The 16,780-nt window shown below is 65.4% G+C and carries 10 protein-coding genes and 2 pseudogenes; 9 read left to right on the top strand and 3 right to left on the bottom strand.

Going from position 1 to position 16,780, the window contains the following annotated elements; all coding sequences use genetic code 11:
- Positions 1-9 precede the first annotated feature (9 nt).
- Positions 10-3,534, bottom strand: coding sequence for an indolepyruvate ferredoxin oxidoreductase family protein (locus IEZ19_RS07910; RefSeq protein WP_189310374.1), 3,525 nt, complete (start codon positions 3,532-3,534; stop codon positions 10-12).
- 159 nt (positions 3,535-3,693) lie between these two features.
- On the opposite strand from IEZ19_RS07910, the gene IEZ19_RS07915 reads away from it, so the two are divergent.
- The gene (locus IEZ19_RS07915; protein ID WP_189310618.1) at positions 3,694-4,170 is read left to right on the top strand and encodes an Lrp/AsnC family transcriptional regulator; all 477 of its coding nucleotides are present in this window, start codon (positions 3,694-3,696) and stop codon (positions 4,168-4,170) included.
- On the opposite strand, the gene IEZ19_RS07920 is transcribed toward IEZ19_RS07915, so the two are convergent.
- Positions 4,139-4,570, bottom strand: coding sequence for a TetR/AcrR family transcriptional regulator C-terminal domain-containing protein (locus IEZ19_RS07920; protein ID WP_189310619.1), 432 nt, complete (start codon positions 4,568-4,570; stop codon positions 4,139-4,141). The genes IEZ19_RS07915 and IEZ19_RS07920 overlap by 32 nt on opposite strands.
- A 711-nt stretch (positions 4,571-5,281) precedes the next feature.
- Between IEZ19_RS07920 and IEZ19_RS07925 the strand changes: the two are divergent.
- Positions 5,282-5,909, top strand: a pseudogene (locus tag IEZ19_RS07925) (IS5 family transposase); the annotation flags it as partial.
- A gap of 62 nt (positions 5,910-5,971) precedes the next feature.
- Here IEZ19_RS07925 and IEZ19_RS07930 read toward each other — a convergent pair.
- A complete protein-coding gene (locus IEZ19_RS07930) occupies positions 5,972-7,783 on the bottom strand; it encodes a helix-turn-helix domain-containing protein (protein WP_189310375.1) in 1,812 nt (603 codons plus the stop codon).
- 462 nt (positions 7,784-8,245) lie between these two features.
- On the opposite strand from IEZ19_RS07930, the gene IEZ19_RS07935 reads away from it, so the two are divergent.
- The 7 genes and pseudogenes from IEZ19_RS07935 (at position 8,246) to IEZ19_RS07960 (ending at position 16,715) form a co-directional block, all read left to right on the top strand.
- On the top strand, positions 8,246-9,475 hold the full coding sequence (locus tag IEZ19_RS07935; protein ID WP_189310376.1) for an alpha-hydroxy acid oxidase: 1,230 nt from the start codon (positions 8,246-8,248) through the stop codon (positions 9,473-9,475).
- Positions 9,476-9,668: 193 nt separating this feature from the next.
- A complete protein-coding gene (locus tag IEZ19_RS07940) occupies positions 9,669-10,241 on the top strand; it encodes a YceI family protein (RefSeq protein ID WP_189310377.1) in 573 nt (190 codons plus the stop codon).
- Between the two features lie 2 nt (positions 10,242-10,243).
- Complete coding sequence (locus IEZ19_RS07945) at positions 10,244-10,840, top strand: NADPH-dependent FMN reductase (protein WP_189310378.1); 597 nt, start codon at positions 10,244-10,246, stop codon at positions 10,838-10,840.
- Positions 10,841-11,011: 171 nt separating this feature from the next.
- Positions 11,012-11,335: pseudogene (locus IEZ19_RS53405) on the top strand (RidA family protein); the annotation flags it as partial.
- Between the two features lie 240 nt (positions 11,336-11,575).
- Positions 11,576-13,225 carry an MFS transporter gene (locus IEZ19_RS07950; RefSeq protein ID WP_189310379.1) on the top strand — a complete coding sequence of 550 codons (1,650 nt, stop codon included), beginning with the start codon at positions 11,576-11,578 and terminating at the stop codon, positions 13,223-13,225.
- Between the two features lie 227 nt (positions 13,226-13,452).
- A complete protein-coding gene (locus IEZ19_RS07955) occupies positions 13,453-15,093 on the top strand; it encodes an FAD-dependent monooxygenase (RefSeq protein WP_229840046.1) in 1,641 nt (546 codons plus the stop codon).
- 5 nt (positions 15,094-15,098) lie between these two features.
- Complete coding sequence (locus IEZ19_RS07960) at positions 15,099-16,715, top strand: FAD-dependent monooxygenase (RefSeq protein ID WP_268248626.1); 1,617 nt, start codon at positions 15,099-15,101, stop codon at positions 16,713-16,715.
- Positions 16,716-16,780: the final 65 nt, after the last annotated feature.

A 16,780-nucleotide genomic window follows, 5' to 3' on the forward strand; every position in this document is an offset into this window, starting at 1 on the left:
GTCGCACGTTCAGCTACGACCGGCGGCCACAGGAGTCTCCAGTTGAGACAGCAACTCGGTCTGTCTGACTCGGTAGGCCGCTACGTTAGCCATCTTGATGTGCTCGTAGCCGCGAACCATGTCGGGCAGTTCGGCCAACTCAACAATGGTCGCGTGGTCCTGGCTGTGAGCGTGGGCGGTGTTCAAGGCGCACAGCACGGCGTCTCGGTATTCGTCGACAAGCGCGCGCTCCATCCGTCGTACACCTGCGTAGCCGAAAACGTCCAGACGGGTTCCGCGCATCTTGCGCATCGCGCGCAGGACGCGCAGGGCCGGCCGGGTGCGGGGACCGAGGCTGATCTTTCGCTTCATGCCTATGGCCCTTAACACTGGTGGATGCAACTGGTAGGCGTATGTCGCACCTTCCCCGAACTGCGCCTCGATGTCTGCTAGCAACTCTTCTTCAAGGTGAAGGCGGGCCACCTCGTACTCGTCCTTGTAGGCCATCAACTTGTACAGGTTGCGGGCCACGGCCTCGGTAACGACCGTGGGGCCCGCTTCGAGCAGTCGCACACGCTCCACGAACTCCGTGTATCGGCGAGCGTACTTTTCGTCCTGGTAGGCGATGAGTTCCGGTACCAGGACGTCCAGCAGTCGGGCTAGTTCTGTATCGGCCTCGGCATGGACGAGAGCCTTGATGTGCTGAGCCGCGGCGCTCGGCTGTCTGAGGTTACGAGTACCACCGCGCTTGGTGGAGGCCCACAGGGCCTCGGGGTCGGCCACCAGTTGGCGGCCACGCCGGAACGCCTGGACGTTGCGGTCTACGGCCACACCGTTCAGCTGAATGGCCTGCTCGATCAAAGCCGAAGGCAGAGGGAGCGCTCCGAACTGGTAGGCCGCGCCTAGCAGTAGGATATTGGCGTACTGATCGTCGTCGAGGATATCCTCGGCCAGTTTCCGCCCGTCGACATAGAATGCGTGCGCGCTGGCCGCGTCGATCGCCGCGCGGATGGCGCTCTGTTCTGGGAATGACGCTGTCGTATTGATGACCATGTTGCCCGTGGGGACTTCTGTGGTCGACATGACTGCCACCGTGCGATCCGGGTCCGCCACCGCGAGGTATTGTGGATCGATCCCAACCAGCGAGTCACAGGCGAGGTAGAGGTCGCACTCGGCGTCGGCCAGCTTCGGGGCCTGCTCGATGACGGACGAAGTCACCTTGATGTCCGAGACCACCGCGCCGCCCTTCTGGGCGAGGCCAGTCTGGTCGAGAGTACGGACGTGCTTGCCGTCGATCACCGCGGCGGTGGCGAGGATCTGGGCCACGGTGACGATGCCGGTGCCGCCGACGCCCGTGATGCGTACGGTGAAGTTATCGTCCTTCACGCGCCGTTCAGGTTCGGGCAGCATCTCGGGCGAGATCTCGGCGGCCGCCGTGTGCTTGGCCTTGCGTCCGCTGGGCACCACGGTCACGAAGGAGGGGCAATCGCCGGCCAGGCACGAGTAGTCGACGTTGCACGAGGACTGGTCGATGCGGGTCTTGCGGCCAAATTCGGTCTCCACCGGCTGTACGGACAGGCAGTTGGACTTGACTCCGCAGTCGCCGCACCCCTCGCATACCCGCTCATTGATCACGACCTTGACGGGCGGCGTCTCCATTTTGCCGCGACGCCGCTTGCGCCGCTTCTCGGCAGCGCACTCCTGGTCGTGGATAAGTACTGTGACACCCGGGATCGCGGCCAACTCTTTCTGGCTGCGTATCAATTCGTCGCGGTGCCGGACTTCCACCAGTTTGGGGACGCGCGCCTTACGCAACCGTTCGGGGTCCTCGGTGGTGATGATCACCTTGGCGGCGCCCTCGACGAGAAGCAGTTGGGCGACTTGACTGATCGACATCGCGCCGACTGCATCCTGACCGCCGGTCATTGCCACTGCATCGTTGTACAGGAGCTTGTAAGTGATGTTGACGCCGGCTGCGACCGCGGCACGCACTGCGAGGCTCCCGGAGTGGGTAAAGGTACCGTCCCCAATGTTCTGCACGAAGTGCTTGTGGTCAGTGAAGGGAGCCATTCCGATCCACTGGGCGCCCTCACCGCCCATTTGGGTCAGGCCGGTGACCGTGCCCACCTGGTCGGGCTCCATAAAGACGGCCATGGTGTGACAGCCGATTCCAGCGCCGACCAGCGAGCCTTCCGGAACCTTGGTCGAGGAGTTGTGCGGACAACCCGAGCAGAAATATGGCGTACGCGTCACTCCCAGCAGCGGCAGCTGAACGCGCTCTTGGCGGCGCTTCTCGCGCCATGCGATGACCGGTTCGATGTCCCTGTACTCGGGCGCCGACAGGCGCCGTCCGAGTCCGGCCGCAACGGCGTCGGCGCCCAGCTCGCCGGCCTGGGCGAACAACACGGTGCCATCAGGTTCCATCTTGCCGTACACGGCGGGGGCGCCTGGGACGCCGTACAGAATCTCCTTGACGGCGAACTCGATGAACGATCGCTTCTCCTCGACGACAATGATCTCGGTCAGCCCCTCGGCGAACTCCCGAATGAGGTTTGGGTCCAGGGGATGGATGACGCCCAGTTTCAGCAGCCTGATTCCGTAGCGTTCCAGCGCCGCCTCGTCCATGCCGAGCGTGCGCAGCGCCTGTTGGAGATCGAGGTAGGGCTTGCCTGCTGAGATGACGCCGATCCGGTCGGCCTGCCGGGTGCCGCCGATGATCCGGTTGACGCCGCTGGCTCGCACGTATTCCAGCGCCATGGGCAGTCGCTCGGTGTAGAGACTGTGTTCGAGGGCGGCGAGACTGGCGCCGAGCAGGTGGGTGCTGGGCTTGTGGGTGTATGGCTTGGTGAAGCCCAGCGTGGGCACAGAGGGCGGGGCCCAGCCGCTGCTTACGACCGCAGTGCTTGCCGCGTCCGCAACATTGGTGACTACCTTCATCGCCGCCCAGACGCCGCTCGCGCGGGAGAGTTCGACGGCGTGCAAGCCGTAGTCGAGGATGTCCTGCGGGTCAGCCGGGTAGAAAGTAGGCATAGCAAGGTCGGCCAGGGTGAGCTCGGAGGCGCACGGTACCGTCGAGGACTTGGCGACCGGATCATCACCGACCAGGGCAAGTGCGCCGCCGCGCGGATCCGTGCCCGCGAGGTTCGCGTGCCGGAAGGCGTCGCTCGCCCGGTCCAAGCCCGGAGACTTGCCGTACCAGATGCCAGTCACGCCGTCCGGCCGCCTGTCGCCGAGGGCGCCGGCGAGCTGGCTGCCCATGACGGCCGTGGTCCCGAGCTCCTCGTTGAGGCCGGGACGGTGTACGACGTCGTAGGTCGTGAGTAGTTTCGAGCGACGGGCCAGCTCCAGGTCGAATCCTGCGAGGGGTGAGCCCTCGTAGCCCGAAATGAATGCGGCGGTACTCCGCCCGGCTCGCCGGTCGTGCCTGACTCGGTCGAGGACCAGACGCACGAGGGCCTGGATGCCGGTCAGGTAGACCGTGCCTTCGTCGCGCAGATATCGGTCTTCGAGGGTGAAGCTGTCGTCCGTGGTCGAGCCGGTCACCGCAGTTGCCATGTCGTACCGCCTGAATTCTTGAGATCCACGCATCCCTTGGCCATTGGACCGGATGATAGACTCGTTTTACTCTATTGGGTCAATAAATCGGCTTGAGACTGGGCCAATGGCACAGTTCCTCGAGTGTGCTGTTGGATGAGAAGGGCCATCGGTACAGCCATGGACATGGACGAGCTGGACACTGCCATCCTGCGTCTGCTCCTTGAGGAGCCGCGTGCCGGTATGCGTGAGTACGCGCGCATTCTCGGGGTCGCCCGAGGGACGGTGCAGAGTCGGCTGGCCCGGCTGGAGCGGGACGGAGTGATCGCCAGCTTCGCCCCCCGACTCAGTCCCGCCAGAATGGGCTATCCCGTGCTCGCCCTCGTCCACCTGCATCTGGCGCAGGGCAGACTGGAGGAAGTCACGGCACAGTTGGGCGGGGTCGCGGAAGTCCTTGAGGCGTTCAGCATCGCCGGCGAGGGCGATCTCGTCTGCCGTGTGGTCGCGCGGGACAACGTCCACCTGGAGGACGTCATCCAGCAGCTGATCAAATTGCCTGGAGTCGTCCGTACGAAGACGGAGGTCGCACTCAGTGAACGTGTCAGTTATCGGCTGCTGCCGCTGGTCAGTCAGACCGTGAGGCGGCGTGAACTGTAACTAGTGAAATGAGGGCGCCTATGCGGCATGTCAAGCCGTCCAAGATAAGAGCCAGGCCCGCCTCGAATGCCGACTCGTGATCGATCGGCGGGACGGCCGCGGAGTCCGCGCCGACGCCACGGCCGGTATCTGCCTGTTCCTCGAGAACGCTGCCGACCGTGAAGCGCCCGGCAGCCAGTGCCATCTGGGCGCCCCGCTCAGGCACACCGGAAGTGGGCAGGAAGGCTATCTTGTGGGCGATGCGGTCAAGGTCTGCGCCGTCCGGGCGACTTCCAGCATGGAGTCGTGCGCCGTCGCGGCGCAGCAGTAGGGTCCGCCGGAAGCTGCGTGCGTTTTCCGGCAACCACTCACGCCAGTCCTGGACAGGCTCCGGTATCGGAGCCGTCGCATGGGGTGCCATGGCAGTCTCGGCCACTGCGCTGAGCAGTTCTTTCTTGTTCCGGAAGTGGTAATAGACCAGTCACACCAGTCTGGGCCTCACGGCTGACCGGGAAGGAGCTGCACTTCAGGTGCCCGATGTCCGTGAACCGCGCATCCTTCAGTGTCTCGAAGAGATCGGTGGCGTAGTGGTGCGGCAGGGCAACGGTCGAGTCCGGATGTGGCCCCGGACCGGCGATCCGATCGGTGCGATGTAGCGGAGTCAGGTTCGGGTGCCGATGACGATGCCGCCGACTCCTCACGAGCACTCGCCCGTACCTACGGCTGTCACTGGGCTTTCACCTCGCGCTCCAGGCTCGGCGAGGTTCACGTGCGGCTTCTTGATCTGCTCCGTCACGTACCGCCGGACGGTGCGTGCGAACACCCACGGCCTCCGGAAGACTGCCTTGGTGCCCGTGATCTTTGACCAGATACCGTATCTGCGCGCCCACGCTCGTGGGCGCCGGGCGGGTGAACGGAGGCGTCGTGACGTCCAGGCCGTCCCCAGACAATATGACCGCCGCGCAGACCTGCCGTCTCGTAGGACGGGACAGCGCCCGCGGCTCTGTCAAACGAACGGCCGTTAGATTTACACCCGCGGGCCAACACCCGCGACGGTAGGAGCCGACCACCTCCGCACCGCCCCAAACATCCACGAATCACCCAAACGAGGCACCCCTACAAGATCTGCACCCTTTCGAAATCGACCGCCCACCGCCGCTTCCTCATCTGGTCAAGAGCCAGCGTCTGGGGCCGGTTGCACGAAGCCGTGCTGCACCGACTGAACGACGCCGGCCTGGTCGACGTCACCCGCGTCGTCCTCGACTCCGCCCACGTCAGGGCTAAAAGAGGGGCGAACACACAGGTCCGAGCCCCGTGGACCGGGGCACGCCAGGTTCCAAGATGCACGTCCTGTCGGACGCGAACGGACTGCCCCTCCTCGTCGGCGTCTCGGCCGCCGACGTCCACGACAGCGACGCGCTGAGGCCGATGGTGGCGGGTCACCAAACGAGACACGACCCCCACCGCGGCCGCCACTACAAGCCCCAACGCCTGCATGCCGACAAGGCCTACGACGTTACTCACCTGCGTAAATGGTTACGCAGCAAGCACATCGGCGTGCGCATCGCGCGCAAAGGCATCGAGTCCAGCGAACGATCAGGGCTGCGCCGCTGGGTCATCGAGCGCACCAACCTCCTGGCTGTCCGGCTATCGCCGACTCAGCCCCCGCTACGAGCGCAATCCCCGCAACTACCTGGCCTTTCCCGAACCTCGCCGCCGCCCTGTGCTGCTACAAACGACTCCTCCGCCTCACCACATAGGACACGTTCTCAGGAACCCACGGCTCGGCCAGGTCGGAGCCGGTGGTGCGATGACCGCGCAGTCACGACGGCCGACCGGGCGGGTGGTCCAGCGCTGTGGACAGCCGGTGCAGTCGCAGCGCGAACTGCACCTCGATCGCGAAGTCGGGGTCCTTCCAGGTTCCGCCGAGAATCTCCCCAATTTTCGCAAGACGTTGGTACAAGGTGTTCGCGTGGATGTGTAAGGCCTGGGCCGTCGCAGTGTGCCGCGACGCCCGTGACAAGTATGCTTCGAGCGTTCGGGTCAGCTCGGTTTGGTGTGCGCAGTCGTAGCTCAGCAGTGCGCCGATCGTTGTGTCGATGAACCTCTTCAGCTCTTCCCGGCCAGATCGCGCGAACAGCGACTGGTAGACGCCCACCTCGTCCGCTACCGCACAGGTTCCCGCCCTGCCCAGGGCCGTCAGCAAGGCTGTGCAGTCACTTGCCTTGCGGTATGCCTCTCGCACCTCGTCGGCGGTTCCCCCAGTGGAGGCGATCCCACCGGTCACCGCCCCGTCGGCAGTCAGGGACCTCAGCCGGTCGCGCACGTCACCGAGAGCGGCACTCGGTAGCAGGGCCACGGCGTGCCCGTTGTAGTTCGCTGACCATCCTCCTGCATCGTGAGCCAGCCGGACGGCGGTTGCCGTCGCGGCGGCCGCGTCACCATGTCCGGGGTCCAGCACGACGACACACCGCACTTTGCCCAGGTTCATCCCTGCTGCGGTCGCACGACGGCGAAGCGTCGTGTCATCGGTGTGCCCGCCGAGCAGTGCTGTCACGAACTCGCCTTGCGCGCGCCGCTCAGCCTCGGCGACCGCGCGGTCGGAGGCCAGCGCCAGACCGACGACGGTTGCACCCGCTTCGAGGAACCTGGTTCCGTCGTCGTCGAAGGGTTGGCCGCGAAGGGCGATCAGACAGCCGGCCAAATCCTCCGCGATGACGATCGGTGTGCTGGCCCAGCACGTGCCGGCCGCCTGTCCCGTGTGCGTCCTGCGATCGCCGGGATCGCTGAAGCCACTCGCGAGGGCCCTGAGATCTCTGACGTTCCCGGCGAGGGCGGACGTGGGGCCATTCGTCGAGATGACGGTGGCGTCGGCGTCCAGGAAGAGGACATCGGCGCTCAAGACTTCGCCGATGGCGTCGACGACCTCGGTGAGTCCTCCGCCGACCAGCACAATGTTGGTGAGGCGTTCGTGGAGGCCGACGGTGCGGCGGACGGATTCGTTGCTGCGCTGCAGCTTCTCGGCGGCGCGGTGGCACTGGTCGAACAGTTCGGCGTTGTGGATGGCGACGGCTGCGTGCGCGGCGAGGGACACGAGCAGCGCGACCTCATGCTCGCTGAATTTCCTCGGACGCCGGTCGGCGGCGACGAGCACCCCGATGGTGCCGGTCCCCATGCGCAGCGGTACGCCGAGGATGCCGCCGATGCGCTCCTTTCCGGCCGCGGCGTCGGTGTCCGGATCGTGCCGCAGCTCCGGGTCGGCGACGTAGTCCTCCGACCAGTAGGGCTGCCCGTCGTACAGCACGCGTCCGCCGAGACCGACGCCCGGCAGCAGCTCTATTCCGCGCAGGGCGCTCCCCAGTGACCCGCTGACCAGTTCGATGCGCAACAGTCCCTGATCGTCGGCGAGCATGATGAAGGCGACGTCGACCCCCAGCAGCCGGCGGGTCTGTGCCGCCACCTCGTCCAGCACCTCGTTCGGGTGGCGCAGCGCGGTGAGCTGCCGGGCGAGGTCATTGAGAACGGTGAGCTCCGCGGCGTGCCTTTTACGCTCGGCAAGCAGCGCGTGGAGGTGGATCGCTCGCCGCGCCTCGGCCTCGATCTCGGCTGTCTGACCGGACCCCGCGCTGCTCAAGCGGAGAGCACGGTGACTCTCGAGCTCGGCCAAGGAGGCACCGTCGATGAGCATTTCCAGCCATGATCGGTAGCGCCCGTCGCCACCCGGATCCGCCATCGCCCCGTCCGCTCCACATTGGTGAGCCGTAATGTTGCGGACCCAGTATGCGTGCTGTGGTCCGGCTTCACTCAATGGGGAAAACCTCCAGCCATGTGCGGCACGAGTAGGCAATTGCTCCATTACGACCCCCGCCGGTGAGGCCTAACGTCAGGTGCCCGGACGCGGATCGGGAGGGCTTCCAGTGAAGGAGCGGTGCCACATGCTGCGGCAGTTGACAGCGGACGAGCGGACCTTTCTCACCCCACGGGTGACCGAGACTTGCCAGTGCGACGAGCCTGGATTGACACCGCCGGGGAGGCCGTTGCCGGTGGTTCGTGCCCGTGTCACCGGAGGGGTTCAGCGTTGAAGGTCCAGCGCCACATGCCCACTTACCACGACCTGGCGCCACTGCTGCGATTCAAGAGGCCGCAGGTCAACCTGCGCAAGCGCCGGCTCGCGTCGGCGGCGACCATCCACGATCTGCGACGTGTTGCCAAGCGGGTCACCCCCAGAGCCGTGTTCGACTACGCCGACGGCGCAGCTGAAGGAGAACTGTCGCTGTCCCGCGCACGACAGGCGTTCTCGGACATCGAGTTCCACCCCGAAGTGCTCAGGGACGTGTCCGCGGTCGATACCAGCCGGGACATCCTCGGTGGCACTTCGGCACTGCCGTTCGGCATCGCGCCTACGGGTTTCACGCGCATGATGCAGACAGAGGGCGAACGCGCGGGGGCCACCGCCGCGGCGTCCGCCGGTATCCCCTTCACCTTGTCGACGATGAGCACGACCTCGATCGAAGACGTCGCCGCAGTCGCGCCGGAGGCGCGACGCTGGTTCCAGCTGTACATGTGGCAGGACCGAGAACGCTCACTGGCGCTGGTCGACCGTGCTTGCGCAGCGGGATTCGACACGCTCGTCGTCACCGTCGACACGCCTGTCGGCGGTGCCCGCCTGCGCGACGTCCGCAACGGTATGACCGTTCCACCGAGTCTCACGCCCAGGACGGTTCTCGACGCGGTCCCCCGCCCCGCGTGGTGGATGAACTTTCTGACCGGTGAGCCGCTCGCGTTCGCGTCGCTCGACAGGTGGTCCGGTACAGTCGCCGACCTGATCCGCACGATGTTCGATCCGACGGTTGTCGCCGATGATCTGCGTCTCCTCCGCGAGCACTGGAAGGGGAAGCTCGTCGTCAAGGGCATCCAGTCCATCGAGGCCGCCCGGCTCGCGGTCGACCTCGGCGCGGACGGGATCGTCCTCTCCAACCACGGTGGGCGGCAACTCGACCGTGCGCCCGTCCCGTTCCACCTCCTGCCGCGCGTCGTCGCCGAGGTCGGCAGGGACACCGAGGTCCTGCTCGACACCGGCATCATGAACGGCGCGGACATCGTGGCGTCCGTCGCGATGGGAGCGCGTTTCACCCTCATCGGCCGCGCCTACCTGTACGGGCTGATGGCCGGCGGTCGCGAGGGCGTCGACCGGGCCGTGCAGATACTCAGCGACGAGGTGGTACGCACCATGAAGCTGCTCGGCGTGGCCTCGCTCGATCAGCTCTCACCCGAGCATGTCACTCAACTTGTGCGCATGATCCCGCTCGCCCGCGGCAGGGAGTAAAACCCCCGCCTCGCTCGGTCGTTTACTAGCAGCCCAGGCGGCTTCTGCCGTGGCCTCGGGCGGCAAATCTGGGTCCCAAATCGGCGCCTTCTTTCGAGGACAATGCGAAAAGGCCAGCAGAGAACTCCTCGATTAGGGGAATTCTGAATACAGAATCCTGTACAGGAAATGACCGAAAGGAAAAAGTCTTCTTATGGAAGCCAGCCTCAACGACAATCAGAATCTGGCCGTCGGCACTCGCGCGATACCGCCCGGTGTGTACCGGCTGGACCCGGTGCACTCAACCGTCGGTTTCGTGGTCATGCACAAGGTGTCGCGTTTCCGTGCCGGCTTCGGCGATTTCGACGCGACACTCGTGGTGGACGAATCGGGTGCCATGACGCTGACCGGCGCCGCGCAGGCGGCCAGCGTCGAGGTCAAGAACCCGATGATGAGAACGCACTTGCTGTCGCCGGAGTTCTTCGACGCCAAGCGCCATCCGGAGATCAACCTTCGATCAACCTCGATGGAGCTGGGAGAAGGCGGCGCGCTCGTGGTCTCCGGCGAGCTCACGCTGCGGGGTCACACCGAGGTCGTGTCGGCCGTGGGTACGTTGACCTACGTACCGGATGATCTCCACGGCCACGGGCGTGTCGGGATCGACCTCGAGGGCGTGGTCGATCGCACCCGATTCGGTATGACGTGGAACCAGAAGCTGCCCGGCGGCGGCGTCGCGGTCGCCAACGAGGTCACCCTGGTCGGCGAGCTCGAGTTCCCAAAGGAGTAGGCATGCCGCACGATGTGCCGCGCGTTCTCGGTATCGCCGGCAGTCTGCGCCGGGATTCACTCAACGGACAGCTGCTGGATTACGCGGCCGCGCAGTTGCCGGCGCACGTCAAGTACCGCCGGTACGACGAACTCAAGAGCGTGGCTCCGTTCGACGAGGACGATGAAGTGGCGCCTCCTGGGGCGGTCGAGCGGTTGCGTGAGCAGCTGTGCTGGGCTGACGGGCTGATCATCGCAACGCCGGAGTACAACTCCGCGATCCCCGGGCAGCTCAAGAACGCGCTCGACTGGGCTTCGCGCCCGATTGAGACGGCTGCGCTGCGTGAGGTGGCCGCAGTCGTGATCGGCGCCAGCACCTCGAGCTTCGGCGCGGTCTGGGCGCAGGCCCAGCTGCGCGCGGTACTCGGTGCGGCCGGGGCACGCGTCCTCGACAGCGAATTCGCGCTCGGCGAAGCCCACGAGCGGTTCACACCCGACGGCCGGCTCGGGGACAGCGAACTCGCGAGGCAGCTCGCCGAAAACCTGACGTTGTTCATGACCGAGGTGACGGCGACAGCAGCCATACGCACCACAGAAGGCTGTACACAGCGAGTTGGCTGATGCCATCTGCGCCCACCTATCACAACCCTGCTGGTCTCGGCACGCCATTCAGTGAGTTATTCGCATCTGTCGCGAGCGGGTGACCTGCTGTTCGTCTCGGGTCGGTGCGGGTTCACCGTCGACAACACGGCCACGGGGTCCGACACCGGCAGCTGAAATCGGCGGGCCTCCGAAAACGCTCACCCAATCCTGGAGTCACAGGGCGACTCGCTGCGCGACGTCGTCAAATTCACCAGCTATTTGACCAGCACGGATGACATTGCCGAATTCTACGCAGCGCGCGAGCGCTATTTCGCTGAGCACTACGACGAACCGTTCGATTCGGACGGCGGCTACCCAACACCTTGCTGGTCGGGACGCTCCCGTCCGGGCGGATCTGCTGGTCGAGGTCGAGGCGGTCGCGTGTCTGCGTCCATGACCCGCTACGCCGCCGGTTCGCCTTACGACGGGGTGTGGCATCCGACTAGACCAATGAAATCGGTGGTGGAGCAATGAGTCCGAAGCAGATAATGGTGATGTCGTCGGGTCCCGGGCAGAAGACCGCCGCGCACTACCAACGCTCGCCCTTTGGCCCCGGCCAGGGTTTTGCATATTCGAACCACGTAATCGTCGCACTCATCTAGTGCCTGACGAACTTTCTTTCCTGGCTCGAAAAATTGAGTCATCGATCGCCACTCAAGAGTATTGCCCGAATCCAAGCCGGCAGCCGGCGTGGGCAGGAGCAGAGGAGCTCGTATGTCGATCGTTTCTCGGAAGCCACCCAATTCAACCAGTCAGCAGTGGCGCTTTACGCTCTGGAACAGAAGACTAAACCACTACCCGGACCCTCCACAGCGGATCGTCTACCTTGGTGTCACGGTCGCGGCCACCATCCTGCTGTACTACGAGCTCTACGTCCAAGGTGCTGTAGCGCCGAGCATCATCGCGCATTTCGGCATGTCCTTCATGTCGTTTGTTTTCATCTCGGTGGTCGGAGCCCTGGTCGGTGCGTTCGGCTCTCTCGCCGCCGGTCTGGCGGACCGCATCGGCCGGGCCAACATAGTTGTCGGCGGGCTTTTCGTAACGGGCCTGACCGTGCTCGTCGCGCTGCCGCACGCAGCGAACAGCACGGTGTACATGATCTCCTTCGCCCTGCTCAGTCTCGTCGAGGGCATGATCCTGGTTGCCACACCTGCGCTGGTCCGTGACTTCTCCCCGCAACTCGGTCGCGCCTCGGCCATGGCCTCCTGGACGATGGGGCCGGTGCTGGGCAGCCTCGCCACGACCGCAGTGTCCAGCAACACCCTGGACTCGTATCCCGATTGGCGAGTCCAGTTCTACATCTGCGGGGCGGTCGGGCTGGTGGTCGCGGTGGTCGCGCTGCTGCTGTTGCGGGAGCTTTCGCCCCCGCTGCGCAACCAGATCATGGTGAGCATGAACGACCGCTCGATCATCGAGGCGCGAGCCAAGGAAGTCGCTGAGACCACAGCCGGCAAGAGTCAGTGGCGGCAGATGCTGCACCTGGACATCGTCGGTTCCAGCATCGCGATCAGTGTGTTCCTGGCCTTCTACTACATCGCGGTCGGCTTCTTCATCGTCTATTTCACCACCGTCTACGGCTACTCCGAGTCTCGCGCGAACTCGCTCGCGAACTGGTATTGGGCTTTCACGGCGATCTCGCAACTGGCGACAGGATTCTTGTCCGACAGACTCAGGGTCCGTAAGCCGTTCATGATCGTCGGCGCCCTGATCAGCATGACCGGAGTCGCTGTCTTCGCCACGAAGACGACCGATCCAACTACCTCCTTCGGTGAACTCTGCGCCCTGATGATCATCATTTCCGTCGGTCAGGGAATCACCTTCAGCTCGTGGTTGGCCTGTTTCAGTGAAACCGTGGAGCGGCGTAACCCGGCGGGCACGGTGACCGGTCTCGCGGTGTGGGGATGGACGATCAGGGTCGTGCTGTGCGGAGTGCTGGTCGGATTCGGTATTGCGTTGCCTGCCCCGGCTGTGCTGGTCGATCACGGCGCGCAAGTCACTGCAACCAGCAAGGCGCTGACTCGCGGAACCCTTGCAGCACTCGAGGAAGATCCGAACTCGACTGCTGCGGAAGCGGTAGCCGTCCAGGAACTCATCTCGAAGGGGTTCGCCGACGATGAACGACAAGCCGTCACCGACGTCGAGTACCTCACCAAGCACCGGGACGAGGTGGCAAAAGCCAGTACGGAAGGTCCCGAGCAGTGGGAACGCTGGTGGTGGATCTGCCTGGCGCTGCAAGTGGTGTTCATACCGTTCGTGTTCGTCATGGCCGGGCGGTGGCGTCCTTCCTCCGCGCGTCGTGATGCTGAGCGCCACGACCAGCTCATGGCGGCCGAACGCGCGCGGCTCGAGGTGCCGCAGGGCTGAACACCCGATGCGACGACCGCTTTGCGGCCAATGACAGCCGGCTTCCCTCGTTTCCCGCCGGCCGCAGGTACCGCGCCAGCGCAGCCGCATTCTCTCCGGCCCGGTCGGCTCCCGGTAGAAAACGATCCCACCCTTCCGCAATAACGTTCTTCACCGCGCAGGGCCCGATCAGATCTGTGTCGCTCACAACAATTTGGCCTTGTACCGCTCGAAAGTGAGGTTCCTCTATGACCGACGTGGTGGATGTCCCCGTCCTGGTGATCGGGGGCGGACCGACGGGGATGAGTCTGGCGCTGCTCCTCGATCGATTCGGGATCCGCAGCATGCTTGCCGAGCGTCGCCCTTCGACCACGAAACACCCGAAGGCGTTCGGCTGTCAGGCTCGCACGATGGAGCAGTTCCGCGTCTGGGGTATCGAGGATCGCGTTCGCGCGGCCGGACTGTCGGCCGATGCGGATGTCATCTGCTGGTGCGAGAGCTTGAACGGGCCGCTGGTCGGCTACACGCACCCGGAAGCGAGCCTGAACACACCAGCGCCGAAGTCGATCGTCTCCCAGGACGTGGTCGAAGAGGCGCTCGACCAGGTACTGGCACGCTGCCCGCTCAGTGTGGTGCAGCGTTCGATGGAGCTCGTCTCGTTCGAGCAGGACACCGACGGCGTTACCGCACACCTGCGCGGTGTCGATACCGGCGAGGCGATCATGGTCCGCGCACGCTACCTCGTCGGTTGTGACGGCGCGGCCAGCGTGGTGCGCGAGCAGGCCGGCGTGGCGATGGACGGGCCCGAGACGATCGCAAACTTCGCAAGCCACTACTACCGCGCAGACCTCAGCCGTCTGCCGCACGCCCGCAGTGCGATCGGGTTCGTCGTGCGCCCGTCCGATCCCACGCGGCCGCACGTCGACGTGCTGGCGAGTGGCCCTGATGCGGATCGCTGGAGGTTCCTCCAAGAACTTAAGGACGACTGGACCGAGCCATTCAGCGAGCAGCAGCTGATCGAGCTGGTCCGCGAGTACTGGGAAATACCCGACCTCGAGGTCGAGTTGATCAACACCATGCCCTGGCGGATGAGTGCCCAGGTGGCCGAGCAGTTCCGCGCGGGCCGCGTGCTGCTCGCCGGTGACGCGGCACACCGCTTTCCGGTGACCGGCGGGATGGGCCTCAACTCCGGGGTCCAGGACGTGCACAACCTGGCTTGGAAGCTCGCGTTGGTGATCGACGGACACGCCGGTGAGGCGCTGCTGGACACCTACGATTCCGAGCGGCGGCCCCTCGCCCAGGACAACACCGACTGGTCGGTTCGCAACTTTCGCCGGATGAAGCAGATGGACGTGGCATTCGCCGATCGTCATGAGAACCCCAAAACCTGGCGGGAACTGTTGCTGGCGATGGACGAGCAGATCAATTGCGAGGGCCAGTCACTCGGCTACATCTACCGTGAGGGCGCGCTGGTGGACGACGGCTCGGAACTACCTGAGCACGACCCGCAGTACTACTGGCCGACCGACCGTCCAGGTGCTCGATTCCCCCACTTCTGGCTCGACGCCGACCAGACCGAATCGACGATCGACTGGTTCGACACGGCGTTCGTGCTGGTCTGCGGTCCCGATGCGGACGGCTGGCGTGCCGCGGGGGAGCGCGTGATGGCTGAGGCCGCGGTCCCGCTGATCATCAAGCGGCTACCGCACATGCTGGGGCCGTTGACGATCGAACGCGACGGCGCCGTGCTGGTGCGTCCAGACGGGCATGTCGCTTGGCGCACCCTGAACGCCGGCCCCGCGCAGGAGCTGCGCGAGGCGATCGCCGGCACGTTGGCCGTGGCCCAGGTCGCGAGCGCCGGCACGGGACCGCAGCGAGAGGAGCTGTAACGATGATGGAAGTTCCCGTCCTGATCGTGGGTGCCGGCCCGGTCGGCATGAGCCTGGCGCTGTTGCTGGAGAGGTTCGAGGTGGAGAGCCTCGTGGTGGAGCGTCACCCGACGACAACGCCCCATCCGAAGGCATACGGTTGCACGGCGCGAACGATGGAGCACTTCCGCGTCTGGGGTATCGAGGACCGGGTCCGCGGTGCCGGCCTCCCGCCGGGCAGCGACGTGATCGCGTGGTGCGAGAGCCTGAGCGGTCCGATCGTCGCGCTCACCCACCCGGAACCCAGCGTGAACACGCCGGCGCCCAAGTCGATCGTGCCGCAGGACGCGATCGAGGAAGCCCTCGACGACGCACTCGACGCGCGGCCGGGCGTGGACCTGCGCAGGCAGACGCGGCTCGAGTCGTTCGTGCAGGACGACGACGGCGTCACAGCGTTGTTGCGCCGGCTCGGCGACGGGGAGGAGTTGACCGTTCGCGCGCGCTTCATGGTCGGCTGCGACGGTGGATCGAGCACTGTGCGCGATCTGCTCGGTATCGAGATGGAGGGGCCGGGCGCGCTCCAGCGGCGGGCCACGCACTACTTCCGCGCAGCGGTCGGGCATATGCCGCACGTGCGCGACGTGATCGGCTTCCTCTGCCGTCCGCGTGACCGGCCTGCTCTCGACGTGCTGGGCACCGGACCGGACGGGGATCGCTGGCGCTTCATCCAATGGCTCAAGGACGATGATGAACAGCCGTACAGCGAGGAGCACCTGATCGCCTTGGTGCGTGAGTACTGGGGGATTCCCGACCTCCACGTCGAGCCGATCAACGTCCAGGTGTGGAACATGAGCGCGCAGGTCGCGAAGCAGTTCCGTCAGGGCTGGGTGTTCCTCGCCGGGGACGCCGCCCACCGTTTCCCGCCCGCAGGCGGCATCGGCATGAACTCCGGCATACAGGATGTGCACAACCTGGCCTGGAAGCTCGTCGCCGTGCTCGCCGGACATGCCGGCGACGCGCTGCTGGACAGCTACCACACCGAACGCCACCCTCTCGCCTGGTCCAACACGAACTGGTCGGTCGAGGGGTTCGACCGGATCGAGGAGATGGACAAGATCTTCCACAACCGCGACGTGGACCCCGATCCATGGCGGGAACTCCTGATCGACCAGGACAAGCAGATCCACTGTGAAGGCCAGGCGATGGGCTTCGTCTACGCTGACGGGGCGGTTGTCGACGACGGTTCGGCTCTGCCACCGCAGCAACCACGCTACTACTGGCCGACCGACCGCCCCGGGGCGCGGTTCCCGCACTTCTGGATCGACGCGTCCCACGAAGTGTCGAGCATCGACTGGTTCGACACGGAGTTCGTGCTCGTGTGCGGCCCCGATGCCACGGCATGGCAGCAAGCGGGCAACAAGCTGGCCGAAACCACGCCGGTCCCGCTCGTCGTCAGGGTGCTGCCTCACATGGTCGGACCGCTCACGATCGAACGTGACGGAGCTGTGCTCGTGCGCCCCGACGGGCACGTCGCCTGGCGCGCGAAGCGCGCGGGTGATGCCACAGAGCTCACCGAGGCGCTCACCATCGTGCTGGCGGGCGGATCATCCTACCGGTCTCACCAGGAACCACTGACGAACTGACGATCCGAACGGGCCGACGATCTGCTCGGCCGTAGACGACGCACCGCAATCGAAGAGGAAGTGAT

This window comes from Streptomyces brasiliensis, from assembly GCF_014647875.1.
In the GTDB taxonomy this organism is placed as follows: domain Bacteria; phylum Actinomycetota; class Actinomycetes; order Streptomycetales; family Streptomycetaceae; genus Streptomyces; species Streptomyces brasiliensis.